Raw genomic sequence first — 18,938 nt, 5'->3', positions numbered from 1 at the left:
CCCCGCCCGGCACGGGGCCGGACGGGGTCCTGGGGATGCGATCGGGGCTGGTCAGACGCCCACGGTCACCTTCTCCCGCTGTTCGACGGGAGCGGTCGCCTCCTCGTCGTCACCGCCCTCGGAGATGCCGATCCTGTCGTGCAACCACCGCAGCGGACGCGGCAGCCACCAGTTCCAGTCGCCGAGCAGACGCATGGTGGCGGGCACCATGACCGCCCGGACCAGCGTGGCGTCCACCAGCACGGCGAGCGCGAGCCCGATACCGATGATCTTCAGGAAGAGGAGACCGGAGGTACCCATCGCCACGAGCACCACACCCAGCAACAGGGCGGCGCTGGTGATGATCCGGCCGGTGCGCTGGAGGCCCAGGGCCACCGATCGGGTGTTGTCCCCGCTGCGCAGGTACTCCTCCCGCACCCGGCTCAGCAGGAACAGCTCGTAGTCCATCGCCAACCCGAAGGAGACGATCGTGATGAGCACCAGGTACGTGGGGTCGATGGTGCCCACCGTGTCGAAGCCGAGCAGCCCAGCGAAGAGCCCCTCCTGGAAACCCCAGATCACCACGCCCAGCGAGGCACCCAGCGACAACGCCCCCATGAGGACCGCCTTGACCGGCAGCACCACGGAACCGAAGGCGAGGAAGAGCAGGACCAGCGTGGAACCGATGATGAACGCGACCGTCTTCGGAGCCTCCTGCACAATCGCGTCCAGGTTGTCCAGCTGCATGGCGGCCACGCCACCCACGAGGGTCTCCTCGGCCCCCTCGGGCCCGGGGTCGGCGCGCACGTCGCGCACCAGCTGCTGCACCTCGGGGTCGTCCGTGGCGCCCTGGTAGGCGACCTCCACGTGCGCGACGCCCTCCGTCGTCCGGGCGACACTCGTGCGGACCGCGCCGGGCAGGGCGTCGAGGCGCTCCACGTACTCGTCAAGCTGCGCCTCGTCGCTGTCACCGCGCACCGCCACGTGCAGCCTGCCGACCTGCCCGGCGGGGAAGTCCTCCGCCATCGACTCGGTGCCGATCCGACTGGAGGCGTCGACCGGAAGGTAGCGCTGGTCGGTGGAGCCGAACTGGGTGGAGGCCAGGCCGGAGCTGAAGGCCACCAGGACACAGCCGACCGCGACCAGGGAGACTGCGGGTCCGCGCATCACGGTGCGGGCGAACCTGGCCCAGGCCCCCGCGTTCTCGTCGATCACGCCGGTCACGGTCCGACGCGGCAGGGGCAGTCTGAGCCGGTCGATCCGGCGGCCGACCACCGCCAGCAGGGCGGGCAGGAACACCAGGGCGGCGATCAGGTCGAAGGCCACCACGGCGATGCCGCCGAAGCCGATGGACTTGAGGATGGGCTGCGGGAAGAACAACAGGCCAGCGAAGGCGATGCCCACCGTCACACCGGAGAAGGCGACCGTCCTACCGGCCGTGTCGACAGTGCGGCGCACCGCGTCCGGGACGGTGCGTCCCCGGCCCAGCTCCTCGCGGAAACGGCTGACCATGAACAGCCCGTAGTCGATCGCCAGCCCCAGGCCCAGCAAGGTGGCGACGTTGATGGCGAAGACCGACACCTCGGTCACCGAGGTCAGGGCGCGCAGCACGGTGAGGGAACCGAGGATCGCCAGGCCTCCGACCGCGAGCGGCACCAACCCGGCGACCAGACCGCCGAAGATCAGGACCAGCAGCAGGAGCAGGACCGGAAGGGTGATGAGCTCGGCGCGGATGATGTCGCTCTCCGCTGTTTCGGAGAGTTCGTGCTCGACGGCGATCGGGCCGCCCAGGTGGGTCTCCAGCGGCCCGGACTCCAGGGCGCGCGCCGCAGCCTCGAACTGGTGCAGACGTTCGTCGTGCGTCTGGCCCGCGAGGGTGACCGGCACGTAGGTCGAGTGCATGTCCTCGGACACGAGCATGCCGCGCTCGACCTCCGACAGCTCCTCGTCCAGGTACAGGTCGTACCCGGTGACGACGTCCTCGGGCAGGTCGTCGGCGATGCGCTGGACGGCCTTGGCGAAGGTCGGGTTGTCCACCGTCATCTCGTCACTGCGGTAGACCGCGATGACGTCGATGTCGTCGTGCCCGAGCTCCTCCTGGAGCACGTCCATGGCCCGTGAGGACTCCGAGTCGGGGTCCTCGAACCCGCTCTGGCTGACGTCCGAGAAGACGCCGAGCCCCCACACCACGGAGAAGGCCGCGAAGAGCCCCGTGAGCGCCAGAATCCACCATCGGCCCCGGTGGGCGCCGAGCCCCAGTCGGCCGAAGATCCCCGTGTGTGTCGGCATGGGCCGCCCTTTCAAGCGAACGCTCGTCATGTTCGTGAACACTGTTTGCTAACGGTGTTCACTAAAGCGTGCAGGCATTACGATGTCAATATCGCCTAGAGAACGAGAGCGCCTCGACCCTGGCGCGTGAGACGGGGTGTACCGCAGCACATGACGAAACCGCCGGTCACAAGCGAGCATCGGGCCGGGGGCACCCTCAGCCGCCGCGAACGTGTGCGCGAAGCCACACTCGCCGAGATCAAGGAGATCGCCCGCAGACACCTCGTGGAGTTCGGGGTCGTCGGGGTGTCCCTGCGCGCGATCGCCCGTGAGATGGGCATGACCGCGCCCGGCCTGTACCGCTACGTGCCGGGGATCGACGCGCTGCTCGTGCTGATCACAGCTGAGATGTACGAGGAGCTGGCCGACGTGGTCTCCGCCGCCGACGCGAGCATGCCCGTGGAGGACACCGACGGCCGCATCCTCGTCTCACTGCGCGCCTTCCGGAACTGGGCCATCACCCATCAGGCGGAGTTCTCGGTGATGTTCGGGCCGAGGACCCGCCTGGACCCCGAGGCCGACATCTCCCGCGCCCTGGAGGCGGGCCGTCGTTTCGGTTCCACGTTCTTCACCCTCTTCGACCGACTGGTCTCGGAGGAACGTTTCCCGCTGCCAGCCGACGAGGAGATCCCGAACGCGCTCCGCCCGGAACTGCGTTCCTTCGCCGAATCCGTCGGGGTCACCTCACCCGATATCTCCGAGGGTGCCGTCATGGTACTCACCGCTTGCTGGGTGCGCCTCTATGGGGTGGTCTGCATGGAAGTGTTCCAACATCTGAGTTTCGTCGTGCGGGACATGGAACCATTCTTCGAGTCCGAGCTTCAGAACATGGCGAAGGACCTCGGGGTTCGCTATTCCCCGCCCCAGCAGGCGGGGGGCACCTGACCGGGACCCACCCGTTCAAGCCCCATACTGGAGGTCTGCGGATATTGCCGGATTCGTTGGTACGAATCCGGCACGCCGCTCCCGTGTAGGCGCGAAGACGAGGACGATCCCGTGGAGAACCGAACCGGAGCTGACCAGCCCGGGGAGAACCCTCCCCACCCGGACCGGACCGGCGCCCACCAGCGACCGCCCGAACGACCGGACGGGGTCGGCCACGACGCCCCTCCCCCGCCCAGGACCCGGCCGCCCAACGCTCCGGGCCCCTCGGGCACGCCGCACACCCCACAGACTCCTCAGGTGCCCCCCAATTCACTGGGACACCAGGAACCCAGGCTCGCCCCACAGACACCGCAGCCGCCTCAGGGCCCCCAGACAGCACCGGGCGACGCCTCCCAGGAATCCCGCCTGCCGCACGCTCCACAGGTCACCCAAGGGCCCCTGAGACCCATCCAGGCGCCACAGGACCAGCGGCCCGGGCCGGCGCCGGGACCGCCCGTGGCCCCCGGTCACCAGGCGCCCGGAACCCCCCAGGGACAGCCGCCGCGCTCCGGTCGCCAAGCGCACCCGAACAACCCGACGTACGGGCCCCAGCCGCCACACGCCCCGCAGGCGCCGTGGGCGCCGCCGGGACCACAGGCCGCCCCGGGGCAGTCGGCCCCGCACGGGCCGCGGGTTCCGCAACACCAGTGGTGGCCCCAGCCGACGCACCAGGCTCCCGGGTGGCAGGGACAGCCCCGCCCGGCGCAGTTCCCCGGCAACGTGCCGCCAGGGGCGCCTCCCCACCAGCATCCCGGGCACTTCCCGCAGCCGCAGTGGCACCAGGGCCCTGCGCAGTGGGGGGTGCCGCCACGGCCTCCGCGCGACAGGGGCCGGGCGGTGGTGGTGGGTGCGTTCTCGGCGGCCTCGGTCGCCCTGGTCTCGCTCGTCGCCAGCGTGGTCATCGCGGTGAACACCCCGCAGGAGGAGGTGTCCACCGGTGGCACCGACCTGACGTCGTTCTACGACAGCACCCTGCACGCCCAGCCGAACCCGGGTCAGGTCGACATCGTCGACCACCCGCTCTACGACGTGCCCATGCCCGAACCCGTCGACTGCGGCCTGCCGGAACTGCGGACCGACTCGGACGACTCCTGGGAGGCGTTCGCCAACGAGGCCGGGACCTGCCTGAACGAACTGTGGGCGCCGGTCATGGGCGAGCTCGGGCTGGACCCCGAACTGCCCGAGATCACCGTCACCGACGAGTCCCTGGAGACGGACAGCGAGGACTCCTTCACCCTGGCCTACTACGAGAGCGACCGGGGCCTGATCACCGTGGTCCTGCCGAACGTGCGCCAGGTCGGCGAGCAGATCCCCGACACCCACCAGGCGGACGTGTGGCTCGCGCTGATGGGCCACGAGTACGCGCACCACGTGCAGTACGCGACCGGCATCCTCAGCATCTCCCACGACCTGCGTCGCAGCGCGGGCAGCGAGGCCGACGAACTGGACACCCTGCGCCGCACGGAACTCCAGGCCGAGTGCATGGCCGGGGTGGGGCTGCGCGGCCTGACCGACCCCGAGGGCGACGCCCTGGACGTGGTCAACCTGCACTTCAACGGTGGTGGCGACCTGGACACCCACGGCAGCGCGGCCAACCGCGCGTACTGGCTGGAGTCGGGCTACACCAGCCCGACGGTGGGCGGCTGCAACACCTACGACGCCTCCGCCGGGGACGTCACCTGACTCAGTCCTGCCCCAGGATCCTCCGGTAGGCGTCCCAGTCCCTGAACTTCACGCGTTCCCCCCGCTCCAGGTCTGCCGCGTGGTCGGCCTCGGCGGTGTCGATGCGCAGCCAGCCCTCGTAGTCGCTGTGCCGCAGCCCCCGGTCGTCCAGGACCCGCTCCAGGGCGACAGGGTCGGGAACGGACTCGCGGAGCAGCGGGGCGTCCTCCAAAAGTGCGCGGACGGTCCCCGCGGCATCCGACTTGTTCGTGCCGATCACCCCGGTGGCGCCGCGTTTGATCCACCCCGCCACGTAGTCGCCGGGCACCGGCCCGCCCCGGGCGTCCAGCACCCGGCCCGCCTCGTTCGGCACCGTCCTGGCACCGGGATCGAAGGGCACGCCTTCGAGGGGCACACCCGCGTACCCGACCGAGCGCAGCACCATGCCGACGTCCAGGACCTCGTGCTCACCGGTTCCCTCAAGGCGACCCTCCGGGTCGAGCCGGGTGTGCCCGACGCGTAGGCCGTTCACCCGGTCCGTACCCAGGATCTCCTCGGGCCGCGTCCAAAAGCGCAGTTCGACGCGGCGCGCACGCCCCTCCGGGACACGCTCGGCCAGTTCCCGCAGAAGCCTGAGGTTGGTGCGTGCCGCCCGGGAGACCTCACGCAGCTCGGGGCTCCGGGTGCCGATCTCGGTGAGGTCGATGTCCACCTGTTCGGGGCGCACCACGACGTCCACACCGGGAAGCTCCATCAGGTCACGGAGTTCGGGCGCGGTGAACTTGGCCTGGAGCGGGCCCCTGCGGGCCAGGAGGTGGATCGTACGGACCCGGCTGGCGGCGAGCACCTCCAGGACGGCCTGGGGGATGTCGGTGTGCCGGAGCTCGTCGGCGGTCTTGGCCAGGACGCGCACCACGTCGAGGGCGACGTTGCCCGCGCCGACCACCGCGACCTCCTCGGTGTCGAGGCCGAAGTCCTCCCACTGGTTGTCGGGGTGACCGCAGTACCAGTTGACGAAGTCGGTGGCGGCGACACTGCCGGGCAGGTCCTCACCTGGCACGCCCATGCGGCGGTCCACACTGGCCCCGGTGGCGTAGACGACGGCGTGGTGGGAGCGCGACAGGTCGGCGCGCGTGAGGTCGGTGCCGAACTCGATCCCGCCGACGAACCGCACGTGCGGGTGCTCCAGGACCCTGCGCAGCGTCCGCGCCACGCCCTTGATCTTGGTGTGGTCGGGGGCCACCCCGTAGCGGACGAGGCCGTAGGGGGTGGGCAGCCGGTCCACGATGTCGACCCGGACCGGTACCCGGCGCTGGCGGGTGAGGGCGTCCGCGGCGTAGACACCGGCCGGGCCGGAGCCGATCACGGCCACCCTGAGCGGAGTCTCGTCCTGGGCGCTGGGCTGGTCGGTCATGAACCCATTCTGGCAGCACCGGTGTCAGATCCAGTGCTGCCAGGAGGGTGTGGGTCAGGCCTTCTCGTCAGCCAGTTCGGGCCGGGTTCCGCCCAGCTCGGTGTGGCGGGAGACGGTTTCCGTGAGCTTGCGGGACAGTTCCTGCGGGGTCAGCCCCTGCTGCTGGAGGATGCGGTCGCGCTTGGCGTGGTCGAGGAACTCCTGCTCGATGCCGAAGGTCCGCACGGGCACGTCCACGTCGTGGTCGCGCAGCAGGCGGGCCACGGCGTCGCCGACGGCACCGGTGCGGCCGTTGTCCTCGACGACCGCCACCACGGAGTGCTCGGCGGCCTCGGCCACCAGCGCCTCGTCCAGCGGCTTGACCCAGCGGGGGTCGATGACCGTGACGCCGATGCCCTGGTCGGCCATGCGGTCGGCCACCTCACAGGCGACCTGCGCCATGGTGCCCACCCCGACGATGAGGAGGTCCTTGCCGTGACCGCCGTCGGTGGCGCGGCGCAGAAGGTCCATGCTGCCGACCTTGCCGATCTCGGTGAGCTCCTCGGCCACCGCACCCTTGGGGTAGCGCACGACGGTGGGGGCGTCCTCGACGGCCACGGCCTCGCGCAGCAGGGTGCGCAGCCGGACGGCGTCACGCGGTGCGGCCAGGCGGAGCCCGGGGACGACCTGGAGGATGGACATGTCCCACACGCCGTTGTGGCTGGCGCCGTCGTTGCCGGTGACGCCCGCGCGGTCCAGGCAGAAGGTGACGCCCTGGCGGTGCAGGGCGGCGTCCATCAGCACCTGGTCGAAACAGCGGTTGAGGAAGGTCGCGTAGACCGCGACCACCGGGTGCAGGCCGTTCATCGCCATGCCGGTGGCGGCGGTGGTGGCGTGCTGTTCGGCGATGCCGACGTCGAAGACGCGGTCCGGGTAGGCGTCGGCGAACTTGTTGAGGCCTGTGGGGTGGAGCATCGCGGCGGTGATGCCGACGATGTCCTCACGCTCCCCGGCCAGTTCCACCATGGTCTCGGCGAAGACCGACGTCCACTTCTCGACCTTGGGGCCGGGCTTGGCCGCACCGGTGTCGATGTCGAACGGGCCGGGGGCGTGGAACTGGTCCTCGTCGTGGTTCTCGGCCGGGGCGTAGCCCTTGCCCTTCTGGGTGATGACGTGGACGATCACCGGTCCGCCGAAGTCGCGGGCCCGGCGCAGGGCCTTCTCCACGGCGGGCTCGTCGTGTCCGTCGATGGGACCGAGGTACTTCAGGCCGAGGTCCTCGAACATCATCTGCGGCTGGATGGTGTCCTTGAGGCCCTTCTTGAGGCCGTGCAGGGCCTCGTAGAGGGGCTGCCCGACCACCGGGGTGCGGTTGAGGGTGTTCTTGGCCAGGTCCAGGGCCTGCTCGTAGCCGGGGGCCATGCGCAGCGAGGAGAGGTGGTCGGCCAGGCCGCCCATCGTGGGCGAGTAGGAGCGGCCGTTGTCGTTGACGACGATGACCAGGCGCCGGTTCTTGCGCTCGGCGATGTTGTTGAGGGCCTCCCAGGCCATGCCTCCGGTGAGGGCGCCGTCTCCGATGACGGCGACCACGGTCCGGTCGGTGCGGCCCTGTACCTCGTTGGCCCTGGCCATGCCGTCGGCATAGGACAGCGATGTGGAGGCGTGGGAGTTCTCGATGAAGTCGTGCTCGGACTCGGCGCGGGAGGGGTAGCCGGACAGGCCGCCCTCGGACTTCAGATCGCTGAAGTCGTGGCGCCCGGTGAGGACCTTGTGCGCGTAGGCCTGGTGCCCCGTGTCGAAGAGAATGGGGTCCTTCGGTGAGTCGAAGACCCGGTGCAGCGCGATGCTCAGCTCGACGACGCCGAGGCTGGGACCGAGGTGTCCCCCGGTCTGGGAGCAGGAGTCGACCAGGAAGTCCCTGATCTCCCGGGCCAGCGCAGGGAGCTGGTCGGCCGGGAGCTTCTTGAGCGCTTCCGGATTGTGTATCGACTCGAACAGTGTCACTGTCTCGTCAGTCCCCTCGTCCAGCGTGTCCACGTTACGTATGCCCGCTCCGGCCCCTGACGTGGGCCGAGCTTGGCTACCGGCAGGTATACCCGAGTTTATGGGCCTTCGCCCCCGGGTCACACCCGGCGTCGCCCCAGAGGCTACGGTTTTGACGGTACCCCCGACATAAGGGCGTGACCGATTCCGGCGGACTCCGCCGGGACGACTCCCGCCACGGAGGTTTCGGCGTAGATTACTCCCTCTTGGGAGCGGCTTTACCGCAGAACACCCGAGTTGCCGAGGCTAGCCGAGCGCGGCCTGTGTGAGGAGGCCGATCGCGGAGACGGTCACCACACACAGCAGGGCCGTCCGCATGCGTCCCGGATCGACCCAACGACGGACCCCGTTGCCGACGAGGAATCCGAGGCCCACACAGGGAACGGCGGCGATCCCCGCGGCGGCGGTGCGAGCGTCCAACTGCCCGCCGATCCCGAGGGAGAGCAGGGAGAGGGCACCGCCGAGCAGGAAGAACGCGGCCAGGGTGGCCCGCACCCGCTCGGGTGGTTCGTGCTGGTAGAGCAGGGCCATGGGTGGTCCGCCCACTGAGGTGGCGGTGCCCGCGAACCCGGAGAGGGTGCCCGCCGCGACCAGGGAGACCGGGGTGATGCGCACCCGGAAGGACCGCACGGTCAGGGCGACGGCCACGAGCACCATGACGCCGACCACCGCGGCGAGGGCGCGGGGTTCGAGGACCGCCACCACCCACACCGCCAGGACGGTGCCGGGCAATCGGGCGGGCAGCCCCCAGGCGAGGCCGCGCCAGTCCACGTGGCGCCACTCCTGGACGAGGGTGAACATCGGCAGGATGATCACGGCGATCAGGAGCGAGCCGGGCATGAGCGTGGGGTCGAGGAAGGAGATCACCGGGGCGGCGACCAGCCCGAGGCCGAGTCCGACCATGCTCTGGATGGCCGCTCCGGCCAGGACGGCGGTGGCCGCCACCAGCAGGAAGACCCAGGCGTCGATCTGCCCGAACAGGGCGTGGGCGGTGGGTGTGAGGAGATCAGCGAACATGAGGGGGACGACGTTATATCCCCCTCAGCCCGATCGGGATTAGGAGATAGGGACATGGGATGACGTCGCGGACGCGCTCCGTCGCACGTCGTCCACGTAGGCAGTCGCCCGCTCCGGGTGCAGGAACCAGTCGATGAGCCCTGCGGGGTCACCGAAGGCGTTGGCGAACCGGTCGGCGGTGGGCTGGTGCCGGTCCGCCAGGCGGTACAGCTCCCACACGTGGTGCGGTCCGGTGAGCATCACCCTGCTCCACGCGGTGACCTGCCGTGCGTGGCGCCAGTAGGCGGCGAAGGCAGCGCGCATGAAGCGTTCGTCGAAGGGTCGCGTCCCGTGGTCGACGATGGCGCGGCGGTACACGTCGGCGCTCAGGGAGGCCATGTTGGCTCCCTGCGCCGTGACGGGGTCGTTGTTGACCACGGAGTCGGCCATGCCCAGGACCGGGGTGCCGTCGGTCAGCAGGGCGACCGGCTCGCGCACGACCGGGGTGTGGGCGCCGTGGAGGGCGGCGAGGGGGTCGGCCAGTCGGGCGTGCGTGAAACGCTCGTGTTCCCAGGGGGCGTGGCGACGCAGGACCCCCAGCAGGGCGTCGAGCACCTCCTCGCTGGTGGCACCGCGCGGCAGGGGGTGGTCGAGCGGCCCGCCGGGCACGGCCTCCACCATCAGGGACTGGCATACGCCGCTCACGGAGAGGGTGGGCAGGGTGAGGAGTTCGCCCGCGCCGGGAACGGCCGTGCGGCCCATGACGGGACCGTGGGGGTGCGGGTCGGCACCGGTGACGTAGGCCAGGGACAGCACGCGCTGGGGTGCGGTGAAGGGTGAGCGGCGTTCGTCGCGGGGGAAGAGCCCGGCGAGTTCGCCGCGACCGGCCGCGATGACGACCAGGTCGTGGTCCGCCCTCAGGGACACCAGGTCGTCGGGGGTGACCCGGTGGCGGAGCACGCGGCCGCCGCCCTGGGCGAACAGCTCCGCCCACACCGCCAGCTTCAGGCGTTGGTCCACCGAACGCGCGGGCTCGTCCAGGTGCCCCACCCAGTCAACCTCGGGCGCGGTTCCGCCGTCCGCGGCCACGCGTACGCCGACCCCGGTGATGTCGGGTGCCCGGTCTCCCCAGAAGTCCAGGCCGTGGCGGCGTTCGCGGCGCAGAGCCGGTCCGAAGAGGCACTGGGCGGACATCACCCGTCCCGCCCGGACCTCCTCGGGTTCCCGGGGGTCGACGAGGGTGACGTCGTAGTCCTCCGCGAGCAGTCCGAGGGCGAGCTGGAGCCCGGACTGTCCGGCACCGACGACGAGGATCTTGCGCATGGTTCTCCTGGCTGGACCCCGTGCTCGGCGAAGGGGGCGGACGCCGGGCGCACGGGTGCTGGGTCGAGGGACGCGGCGAACCTAACAGTGCTTTTGAGGGCTCCGATTCCGCCCCTGACCTCGGGACCTTCGGCCCCACGGGCCCCGGGACCAAGGTCTCCGGGCATGGGAGTGCCCTGCGTCACGGCGGCCCTGCGGGCCCCAGCGCCGAAGCCCCGGGAGCGTGACCGTGTCCGGGCAGGTCAGCCCGGATGCCTCCGGACGGTCAGGGGAGAATTCGGGATCGTGGAGCGCTCCCCCGCTCCGCGGCGGCGTGGCCGGTCAACCCACGCACAACGCACCCTCGCGCACGAGGCCGACAAAGCGACACACCTCACACGCCCGTGCACGCGCACGCGCACGCGGCGGGCCTTCGGGCCAGAACGGTGGCGTGATGACGCTGTTCCGCCCGCGCACGCACACGCGGCGGGCCCGGACCGGTGGGAGTGGGAACCGGCCCGGGCCTTTCGGCGGACCCGGGTCCGCCGCTCCGGGAGGGGAACGTGTGGGGGCTGGCTAGGCACCGCCCCTGGCGTGGGTCTTGCGTCCCCGACGCGAGAGCGCGTCGAGAACGACCGCGATCAGCAGGACGGCCGCCGTGATCATGAAGCGCACCGAGGTGTCCATCTGGAGCAGCAGCAGGCCCGAGGTGATGGCGCCCAGCACCAGGCCGCCGAGCAGGGCCGAGTAGGCGTTGCCGCGCCCGCCGAACAGGCTGGTGCCGCCGATAACCGCCGCCGCGATGGCCATCATCAGTTCGGCGCCACCGCCCGTGGAGACGCTGGCCGCGAAGTTGCGGGACACCAGCATGACACCGCCGAGGGCCGCCAGGGTGGAGGCGATCCCGAAGACGGAGATCCGGATCAGGTCCACGTTGATACCGGCCCGGCGCGCCGCCTCCGAACTGCCTCCCACCGCGTAGACCATGCGTCCGTAGCGGGTCTTGCGCAACACCAGATCCAGCACCACCACGAAGCCCACGAAGATGAGGAAGGCCAGCGGCACGCCCTTGTACTGGTTGAGCACCCACACGCCGCCCGCCAGCGGCAGGGCCAGCAGGAGGGTCCGGAACAGCACCTCGGTCACCGGCTTGTAGGGCAGCCCCGCCGAACGGCGCCTGCCCTCCACGACCAGCACGGACACCAGGTAGAGAGCCAGGGCCACCAGGACCAGGAACCAGCCCACGACCGGGACGAAGTAGGTCTGGGTGAGCATCGCGATGGGACCGCTGGAGCTGGTGTTGATGCTCCCGTCGCCGCCCATCAGGTACAGGTGCACGCCCTGCCAGCCGAGCAGGCCCGCGAGCGTGACCACGAAGGCCGGTACGCCCATCTTCGCGAAGACGAACCCGTGGAGCAGGCCCACCAGGAGGCCCACGCCCACGGCCGCGCCGATGGCCGCCCACTCGGACCACCCGTGCCGGACCGCGAGGACCGCCAGCACCCCGGCGGACAGTCCGGCGACCGAACCGATGGACAGGTCGATCTCACCGAGCAGCAGGACCATGATGACGCCGGTGGTCATGAGGCCGATCGCGGCGATCTGCACGGTGAGGTTGGACAGGTTCTGCGGGGACAGGAACCGGTCGTTCATCGACTGGAAGACGACGGCGATCAGCAGGAGACCGACGATGACCGGGGCCGCGCCCAGCTCTCCGCCCCGGAGATTGCGGCGCAGGGCCCGGAGCCATCCGCCGGGCGAGGCGACGGTGGCCAGCAGGCGTGGGTCGCGCCGGGGACCGCTCGCCGGAACGGAGGTGTCGTCGCCCTGGGAGACGTGTGTCTGCTGGCTCATTCCTTGTCCTTCGTGGCCGTGGCCGATGAGCCGGTACGGGTGGATCGACGGGTCACCGGGTTGTCCGAGGCGCCGGTGATGGCGGCCACGATCTCCTCGTAACTGGTCGAGGCGATGGGGAAGTCGCCCGCGTTGCGGCCGAGGCGGAGCACGACGGCCCGGTCGGCGACGGCGCGGACGTCGGCCATGTTGTGGCTGATCAGGACCACGCCCAGGCCTTGATCGCGCAGTCGCTCGATGAGGTCGAGGACCTGCGCGGTCTGGGCCACGCCCAGCGCGGCGGTGGGTTCGTCGAGCATGACCACGCGGGGCTGGCCCAGGAGGGACCGGGCGATGGCGATGATCTGCCGCTGACCGCCGGAGAGGGCGGCGACGGGCACGCGCAGGTCGGGGATGCTCACCGACAGGGAGTCGAGGAGCTCCACGGCCCGCCGTTCCATCTCGACCTCGTCGAGGGTGCCGGGGAAGTGGAGCCGCTCGTTGCCAAGGAAGAGGTTGCCGACGATGTCCAGGTTGTCGCACAGCGCGAGGTCCTGGTAGATGGTGGCGATTCCGAGGCGTTGGGCGTCGGCGGGCGCCCCGATGGTGACCGGCGTGCCGTCCCAGTGGATGGTTCCGCCGCTGTCGGCCGGGTGGGCCCCGGCGATGACCTTGACGAGGGTCGACTTGCCCGCGCCGTTGTCCCCGAGCAGGGCGACCACCTCCCCGGGGTCGACCTGGAAGTCGACCTCGGAGAGGGCCTTGACGGCCCCGAAGGTCTTGGAGATCCCGGACAGTTCCAGGACGGGTGTACTCATGTGCCTGTTTCTCTCTCTCGCCCCGAAGGGGGCCGGTTGCTCCGCGCGCGGCCCGGCCTCGCGGGGCGTCGCGTCCGGGCCGCCTCGGACGATGGGGCGGCCCGGACGTGGGGCCTGGCTAGAGGGCTTCCTTGCAGAAGTCGAAGTCGGCGTAGTCGTCGGTGCAGATCTGCTCGATGGTGTAGAAGCCGTCGGAGACGACCGTGTCGGCGATGTCGTCGACGGTGACCGCGACGGGGTCGAGCAGGATCGAGTCGACCATCACGCCGTCGGCGTCCTCGACCTCGGTGACGGTGTGCTCGCCGGATTCGAGGTCGTCGCCGGTGGCCAGGGAGACGGCCATGGCGGCGGCGATCTCGGCCTCGGGGCGGATGGCCTTGTAGACGGTCATGTACTGCTCACCGGAGACGATCCGCTGGATGCCGTGCAGCTCGGCGTCCTGACCGGTGACGGGGGGCAGGTCCTCCACGGAGACGCCCGCACTGCGCAGGGCGGAGATGATGCCCGCCGCCATGCCGTCGTTGGCCGAGTAGACACCGACGATCTCGTCCAGGCCGAGGGAGGTGATGGCACCCTCCATCTGGCTGTTGGCCTCGTCCGGCGACCAGTCGGGGGTGTCGAACTCCTGCCCGATCTCGACCTGGCCCTCGAAGATCTCGTGGGCGCCAGCCTTGAAGTCGCCCGCGTTGGGGTCGGTGGGCGAGCCGTTGATCATGACGATCTGGCCGTCTCCGGCGGTCCCCTCCTCCTCGAGGGCGCCGACCAGCGCCTCGGCCTGAACCTGGCCGACCCGGAAGTTGTCGAAGGAGACGTACATGTCGACGCCGCCCTGGGCGAGTCGGTCGTAGGCCACGACCGGCACCCCCTGGCCGCGCGCCTCGTTCACGGTTCCGGCGGCCGCCTCGGAGTCGACGGCACCGAGGACGAGGACGTCGACACCGGCGGTGAGCATCGCCTGGGCCTGGGTCTGCTGTTCGTCGACGTCCTGGTCGGCGTTGGCGTAGGAGAGCTCGCAGTTGGGGCAGAGGTTCTCCAGCGCCTCCTCGAAGTAGGGCTTGTCGAAGGCCTCGTAGCGGGCCGTCTGGAGCTCGGGGAGCAGCAGACCGACGTGGAAGCCCTCCTCGATGCTGTGGGTCTGGGTCTCACCGGCGGAGTCGTCCGTGGTGAGCGAACCGCAGGCGGTGGCGAACAGGGCCAGGGCCGCACCGGCGGCGGCGACGCCCAGGGTGGCGGTGGGGCGACGGAGTGGGGAGCGTCTTGTGGTCAACGCGGGGGGCCTCTCTTGCGGAACCAGCGCGGATGAGAATGCGCGATCGATGGTGTGAAGTAGAACCCCGCGTCCACCTTGCCGTCAACTGTTGAACACATAACCGAAACATTACGAGTCTTGAGTTCATGAGCTGAAATCAAAAAAGGTGCAGGCCAGGACGCTTGTGTACGAGGCGGGCGCCCTGCGGGGCGTGCGGCCCACGCGTGTGAAAGACCTTCACAGGGGAACGAACGGGCCCCGGGGATCAGCGCAGGCTGTGAGCGGCCGTGAGCAGCGCGCCGCGGATCGCCGCGTCCTCGCCCAGAGCGGTGGTCTCCAGTTCAAGCTGGGCCAGGGCACCGCCCAGGGTCCCCAGCTCCATCGCCCGGCGCATGGGGTCCAGCAGGAGGTCACCCGCACCGGCCAGATCGCCGCCGACCACCACGCGGTCCGGGTTGAACAGGTTGGCCATGATCGCCACCCCCTGCCCCAGGGCGCTTCCGGCCTCCGCGATGATCCGGCGGCTGCCGGGGTCCTCCCCCAGCGCGGAGGCGACCACCTCCCGCAGGCGGGTCCGGTCCGTGCCGGGAGCGAGGTCATAGGTCCGGGGCAGCATGTTCAGCAGGTACCCCGTGCCCACGAAGGTCTCCAGGCAGCCCCGGTTGCCGCAGCGGCACACCTGCCCGCGCGGGTCCAGACCGATGTGCCCGATCTCCCCCGCGGTGCCGCCCGCGCCCCGGAACAGCTGGCCGGACATGACGATGCCCGCCCCCACGCCCTCGCCGAGGACCAGTTGGATGACGTGGTGGGCGCCCTGCGCGGCGCCCAGTTCGCGTTCGGCCACCACGGCGAGGTTGGCGTCGTTCTCGGCCCGCACGGGCAGGCCGAGCCGCTCTCCCAGCGCCTGGGCGGGGCGAAAGCCCGCCCACCGGGCCAGGCACGAGATGGCGCCGACCTCACCGGTGTCGGGGGCGATCGGCCCCGGCACGGAGGCCACCACGGAGGCCACGGTGCCCAGGTCGATCCGGGCGCCCAACAGGGTGGTCTCTGTCAGCCAGGCGGCCCGGCGGACGGCCCGCTCGGCGTCTGCGGCCACTTCGTAGGCGATGGACTCGCGTGCCAGCAGGTTGCCCTCACTGTCGCCCACCGCCACGCGTACACGGTCGGTTTCGAACTCCACGGCGACGACCGTGCCCGGGGGACGCAACAGTGTGACCGCCCGGGCCCTGCGCCCGTTGGAGGAGGCGTCCCGCACCGACACGGTCCCGGCCGCGCGCAGGCCGCGGACGATGTTGGAGACGCTGGCCGCCGACAGCCCCGTGGCGCGGGCGAGTTCGGCCTGCGTGCGGGTGCCGTCCCGGCGCAGCACGTCCACGACGCGGCGCTCGTTGGCCTCCCGCAGCGCGGACTGGGATCCGGGGGTCGTGCCGGTCTCGGTCACCACGTACCCCTTCAGTCCGCTCGCTCTGGCCTTGTTCGGTCGAATGTTACAAGCATTGAACGGGGAGGCGGACCTCGGAGTCACCGTCGGGGCGGGGCCGGGGTGCGCGTGCCCTAGGTTCGGTGTCATGGCGAGGGTGAGCACCGACCGTCCCGGATGGGCGGAGCACGTGGCCGGGGCGGTTCTGGGCGCCGCCCGCAGGGGCCCGCGCGTGCGGGTCGTGGCGGTGGAGGGGCGTTCGGGGTCGGGCAAGAGCACCGTGGCCGCCCGGGTGTGCCTTTCCCTGGCGGACCGGGGAGAGGAGGTGGCCCTGTTGACGATGGAGGACCTCTACCCCGGCTGGGAGGGCCTGGCCGAGGCGGCGGCGCTGCTCGGGGAGTGGGTGCTGCTGCCACTGGCCGAGGGGCGCGCGCCCGCCTGGCACCGGTACGACTGGGAGCACGGTGCGTTCGGCGCGGAGTGGGTCGGCCTCCCCTCCGACCTCGTCGAACGCGGGGGCACCCTGGTCGTGGAGGGGTGCGGTTCGGGTGCCTCCCCCGTGCGTGACCTGACCGATCTGCTGGTGTGGGTCGAGGCCGATCCGCGTACCCGGGCCCGCAGGCTCGACGGCCGGGAGGACGCGGAGCTGTACTCCCCGCACCGTGCCTCGTGGGCCCGCCAGGAGGACGCCCTGTACGCCGTCGATCCGCCCAGGGAGCGCGCCGACCTGCTGATCGACAACGACTGAGCCGGACACCGACGCGGATCCGGGGTGCGGACGGGGCCGCCACGGGCCCCGTGGCGGCCGATCCGGTCCGCCTCAGTAGGCCTTGCGGGGCGGTCGCGAGCAGAGCTCGCGGGCGCGGCGGATGTCGGCGTCCATGCTCCGCAGGCCCGCCGCCAGCGCCTGTCCCTGGAGCGGGATGTTACGCAGACGCAGGTCACGGGCCTCCCGCGCGACCCTTCCCCCGAGGCTCCCGTTCTCCCTGAACACCATGATCAGCGCGACTCCCCCCGCAGCGAGCGACGACAGGAAGAACAGCATCCCCAGCCCCGACCCGTTCAGGGCCACTCCCAGAATGAGGGACAGGAAGAGGAAGATCACGGCGGCGGCCACGAACATGGACCTGATCCTGGAGATCTGCCCCGCCTCGGTGGCCTCAGCGGCCAACGAGTGGTGTTCCCGGCGCAGCGACTCCCGCTGCGTGGCCCAGACCCCGCGCTGGCGGATCAGGGTCACCACGGCCGACAACGAGCCGTAGACCGCCGCCGCGTACCCCGCGCGCTGGGCGCCCGAGGCCAGCTCGACGCGCGACCAGAGCGCGCTCGTCCAGTTGGCCGCGCCGGGCATGTCCCCCGGGTCCGGGGGCACCATGAGGTCGGGGTTGAGCAGGAAGGTGAGCGCCAGCGCCGGGTCCATGCGACCCTCGAACCCGCGCCAGCCGTTGAGGTTCTGCGCCAGTTCCCGATGGAAGGCCATCCCGGTCCGCTCGGCCTCCTCGACGTCCTCGGCCAGTCGGCGCAGCTCCGGGCCGTCCTCGTGCCGGTGCTCCGACATCTGCCGTAGCAGCTGCGGCCGGGCCAGCAGCATGAGTTCGTTGGCCTCGTGACCGCCGGTGATCAGCGGGCGCGGATCGTGGAAGAGCTCGCGCAGCCCTGCGAGGGTGAGCTCGTGCCCCCGGAAGAGCGGTGGCAGGTCCGGGCAGGCCTGGGCGACGAAGGAGGCCACGGCCAGGTTCGCGTCCCGGACCTCGCGCCGGAACAGTGAGCGGTCCACCTTGGTGTCGTTGATGTCGTTCATGACCCAGGACCCGAGCATGGCCCGCTCCGCCGGGTCTCCGAGGATCGTCACCGCCTCCGACCAGTGCTCCTGCATGGCGGCCGCCAGGGGCTCGATGCGGGTGAAGCGCACCCCGGCGAACCGGTAGGGCGGGGCCTCCTCCCCGGTTTCGGGGTCGGGCGCGGGAGGCCCGTAGGAGTTCTGCGAGCGCACCAGCGAGGGCGGCGGTGTGAGGTAGGCGGGCCGCCCGGAGGGAGGCGCGGCCGCGTGGTGGGGAGGGGGATCGGCGGTCGGGGCCGGTCCCGCGCCGCCCCCACCTTCCCCATGAGGAGATGACGGCGGGTCCGCGGCCTGGGCGTCGGGGGCGGGAACCGTACCCGCGACCAGGTGGTGGAGCAGGGCGGGAGCGTCGGGTCGCCGCTTCGGGTTCTTGTCCAGACAGGCCAGGATCGTGCCCAGCAGGGGCCCGGACAGGTCGCCGGTGTCGGGTTCCCCGGAGAGCACCCTGGCGATGCGCGCGGCCTGGGTGGGGCCGTGGAAGGCGTCCCTGCCGGTGGCGGCGAACACCAGCACCGAGGCCCAGGAGAAGACGTCCACGGCCGCGGTGAGGCGCATGCCCTCCAGCTGTTCGGGGGCCATGTACCCGACCGTCCCGACGATGCCGCTCGCGGTCACGGAGGTGGACTCCACGGCGCGGGCGATCCCGAAGTCGATCACCCTCGGGCCGTCCGGGGCGAGCATGATGTTGTCCGGCTTCAGGTCCCGGTGCACCACGCCGGCCGCGTGGATGGCCGCGAGCGCGGTGGCCGTGGCGATGGCCAGGCGCTGGAGCTCGGCTCCGGTGCGCGGTCCCTCAACGGTCACGGCCCGGTGGAGCGTGGGGCCGTCGATGAACTCCGTGGCGATCCACGGCTGGGCGGCGTCGGGGTCCGCGGCCAGGATCTCCGCGATGCAGAACCCGCTCACCCGGCGGGCCTGCTCCACCTCGGCTGCGAAGCGTCGTCGCATGTCCGCGTCGCCGGACCAGTTGGCGTGCAGGAGCTTGACGGCCGCTCGGGTGCCGTCCCCGGCCTCGCCGAGGAACACCTCCCCGAAGCCGCCTCTGCCCAGCGATCGCGTCAGGGTGTACGGACCGACCGCGCGGGGGGCGGGCGTCAAGTCCGTGGTCTCGTCCACGAGCGCGTCCTTCCTTCTCTTGTCGTGTCGCCCGA

13 protein-coding genes are annotated in these 18,938 nt (G+C 71.1%); 3 read left to right on the top strand and 10 right to left on the bottom strand.

Translation table 11 applies throughout. The annotated features are described in order from the left end of the window. Window positions 1-51: 51 nt before the first annotated feature. Window positions 52-2,268: an MMPL family transporter gene (locus tag KBX21_RS09885; RefSeq protein ID WP_210841700.1), complete on the bottom strand. Its 2,217-nt coding sequence runs from the start codon at window positions 2,266-2,268 to the stop codon at window positions 52-54. A 150-nt stretch (window positions 2,269-2,418) separates the two neighbouring features. On the opposite strand from KBX21_RS09885, the gene KBX21_RS09880 reads away from it, so the two are divergent. Beyond that, entirely contained in the window at window positions 2,419-3,192 is a 774-nt protein-coding gene (locus KBX21_RS09880) for a TetR/AcrR family transcriptional regulator (RefSeq protein WP_049566209.1), read from the top strand. A gap of 876 nt (window positions 3,193-4,068) precedes the next feature. Further along, a complete protein-coding gene (locus KBX21_RS09875; RefSeq protein ID WP_210841699.1) occupies window positions 4,069-4,914 on the top strand; it encodes a neutral zinc metallopeptidase in 846 nt (281 codons plus the stop codon). A 1-nt stretch (window position 4,915) separates the two neighbouring features. Here the strand turns inward: KBX21_RS09875 and KBX21_RS09870 are convergent, their stop codons facing one another. From KBX21_RS09870 to KBX21_RS09835, 8 genes are all read right to left on the bottom strand, one after another. Beyond that, window positions 4,916-6,307 carry an FAD-dependent oxidoreductase gene (locus KBX21_RS09870; RefSeq protein ID WP_210841698.1) on the bottom strand — a complete coding sequence of 464 codons (1,392 nt, stop codon included), beginning with the start codon at window positions 6,305-6,307 and terminating at the stop codon, window positions 4,916-4,918. Window positions 6,308-6,361: 54 nt separating this feature from the next. Beyond that, window positions 6,362-8,290, bottom strand: a complete 1,929-nt coding sequence (gene dxs, locus KBX21_RS09865; RefSeq protein WP_049566331.1) for a 1-deoxy-D-xylulose-5-phosphate synthase — start codon at window positions 8,288-8,290, stop codon at window positions 6,362-6,364. 285 nt (window positions 8,291-8,575) lie between these two features. Then, complete coding sequence (locus tag KBX21_RS09860; RefSeq protein WP_049566199.1) at window positions 8,576-9,346, bottom strand: sulfite exporter TauE/SafE family protein; 771 nt, start codon at window positions 9,344-9,346, stop codon at window positions 8,576-8,578. Window positions 9,347-9,385: 39 nt separating this feature from the next. Beyond that, window positions 9,386-10,648 carry a styrene monooxygenase/indole monooxygenase family protein gene (locus KBX21_RS09855; RefSeq protein WP_210841697.1) on the bottom strand — a complete coding sequence of 421 codons (1,263 nt, stop codon included), beginning with the start codon at window positions 10,646-10,648 and terminating at the stop codon, window positions 9,386-9,388. 555 nt (window positions 10,649-11,203) lie between these two features. Beyond that, on the bottom strand, window positions 11,204-12,481 hold the full coding sequence (locus KBX21_RS09850) for a sugar ABC transporter permease (protein ID WP_049566193.1): 1,278 nt from the start codon (window positions 12,479-12,481) through the stop codon (window positions 11,204-11,206). Then, window positions 12,478-13,278: an ATP-binding cassette domain-containing protein gene (locus tag KBX21_RS09845; RefSeq protein ID WP_049566190.1), complete on the bottom strand. Its 801-nt coding sequence runs from the start codon at window positions 13,276-13,278 to the stop codon at window positions 12,478-12,480. Before KBX21_RS09845 ends, KBX21_RS09850 begins: the two co-directional genes overlap by 4 nt. Before the next feature lie 118 nt (window positions 13,279-13,396). Then, window positions 13,397-14,545, bottom strand: coding sequence for a sugar ABC transporter substrate-binding protein (locus KBX21_RS09840; protein WP_210841696.1), 1,149 nt, complete (start codon window positions 14,543-14,545; stop codon window positions 13,397-13,399). Between the two features lie 247 nt (window positions 14,546-14,792). Then, window positions 14,793-15,968 (bottom strand): ROK family transcriptional regulator, encoded by a 1,176-nt coding sequence (locus tag KBX21_RS09835; RefSeq protein WP_049566184.1) that lies wholly within the window; start codon window positions 15,966-15,968, stop codon window positions 14,793-14,795. 127 nt (window positions 15,969-16,095) lie between these two features. Between KBX21_RS09835 and KBX21_RS09830 the strand changes: the two genes are divergently transcribed. After that, entirely contained in the window at window positions 16,096-16,695 is a 600-nt protein-coding gene (locus KBX21_RS09830; protein WP_210841695.1) for a uridine kinase, read from the top strand. 72 nt (window positions 16,696-16,767) lie between these two features. On the opposite strand, the gene KBX21_RS09825 is transcribed toward KBX21_RS09830, so the two are convergent. After that, window positions 16,768-18,903 (bottom strand): serine/threonine-protein kinase, encoded by a 2,136-nt coding sequence (locus KBX21_RS09825; RefSeq protein ID WP_210841694.1) that lies wholly within the window; start codon window positions 18,901-18,903, stop codon window positions 16,768-16,770. Between the last annotated feature and the right edge of the window lie 35 nt (window positions 18,904-18,938).

Origin of the sequence: Nocardiopsis sp. B62 (assembly GCF_018070675.1) — a bacterium.
GTDB classification, from domain to species: Bacteria; Actinomycetota; Actinomycetes; order Streptosporangiales; family Streptosporangiaceae; genus Nocardiopsis; species Nocardiopsis prasina.
This window is presented reverse-complemented; position numbering and strand designations above follow the sequence as displayed.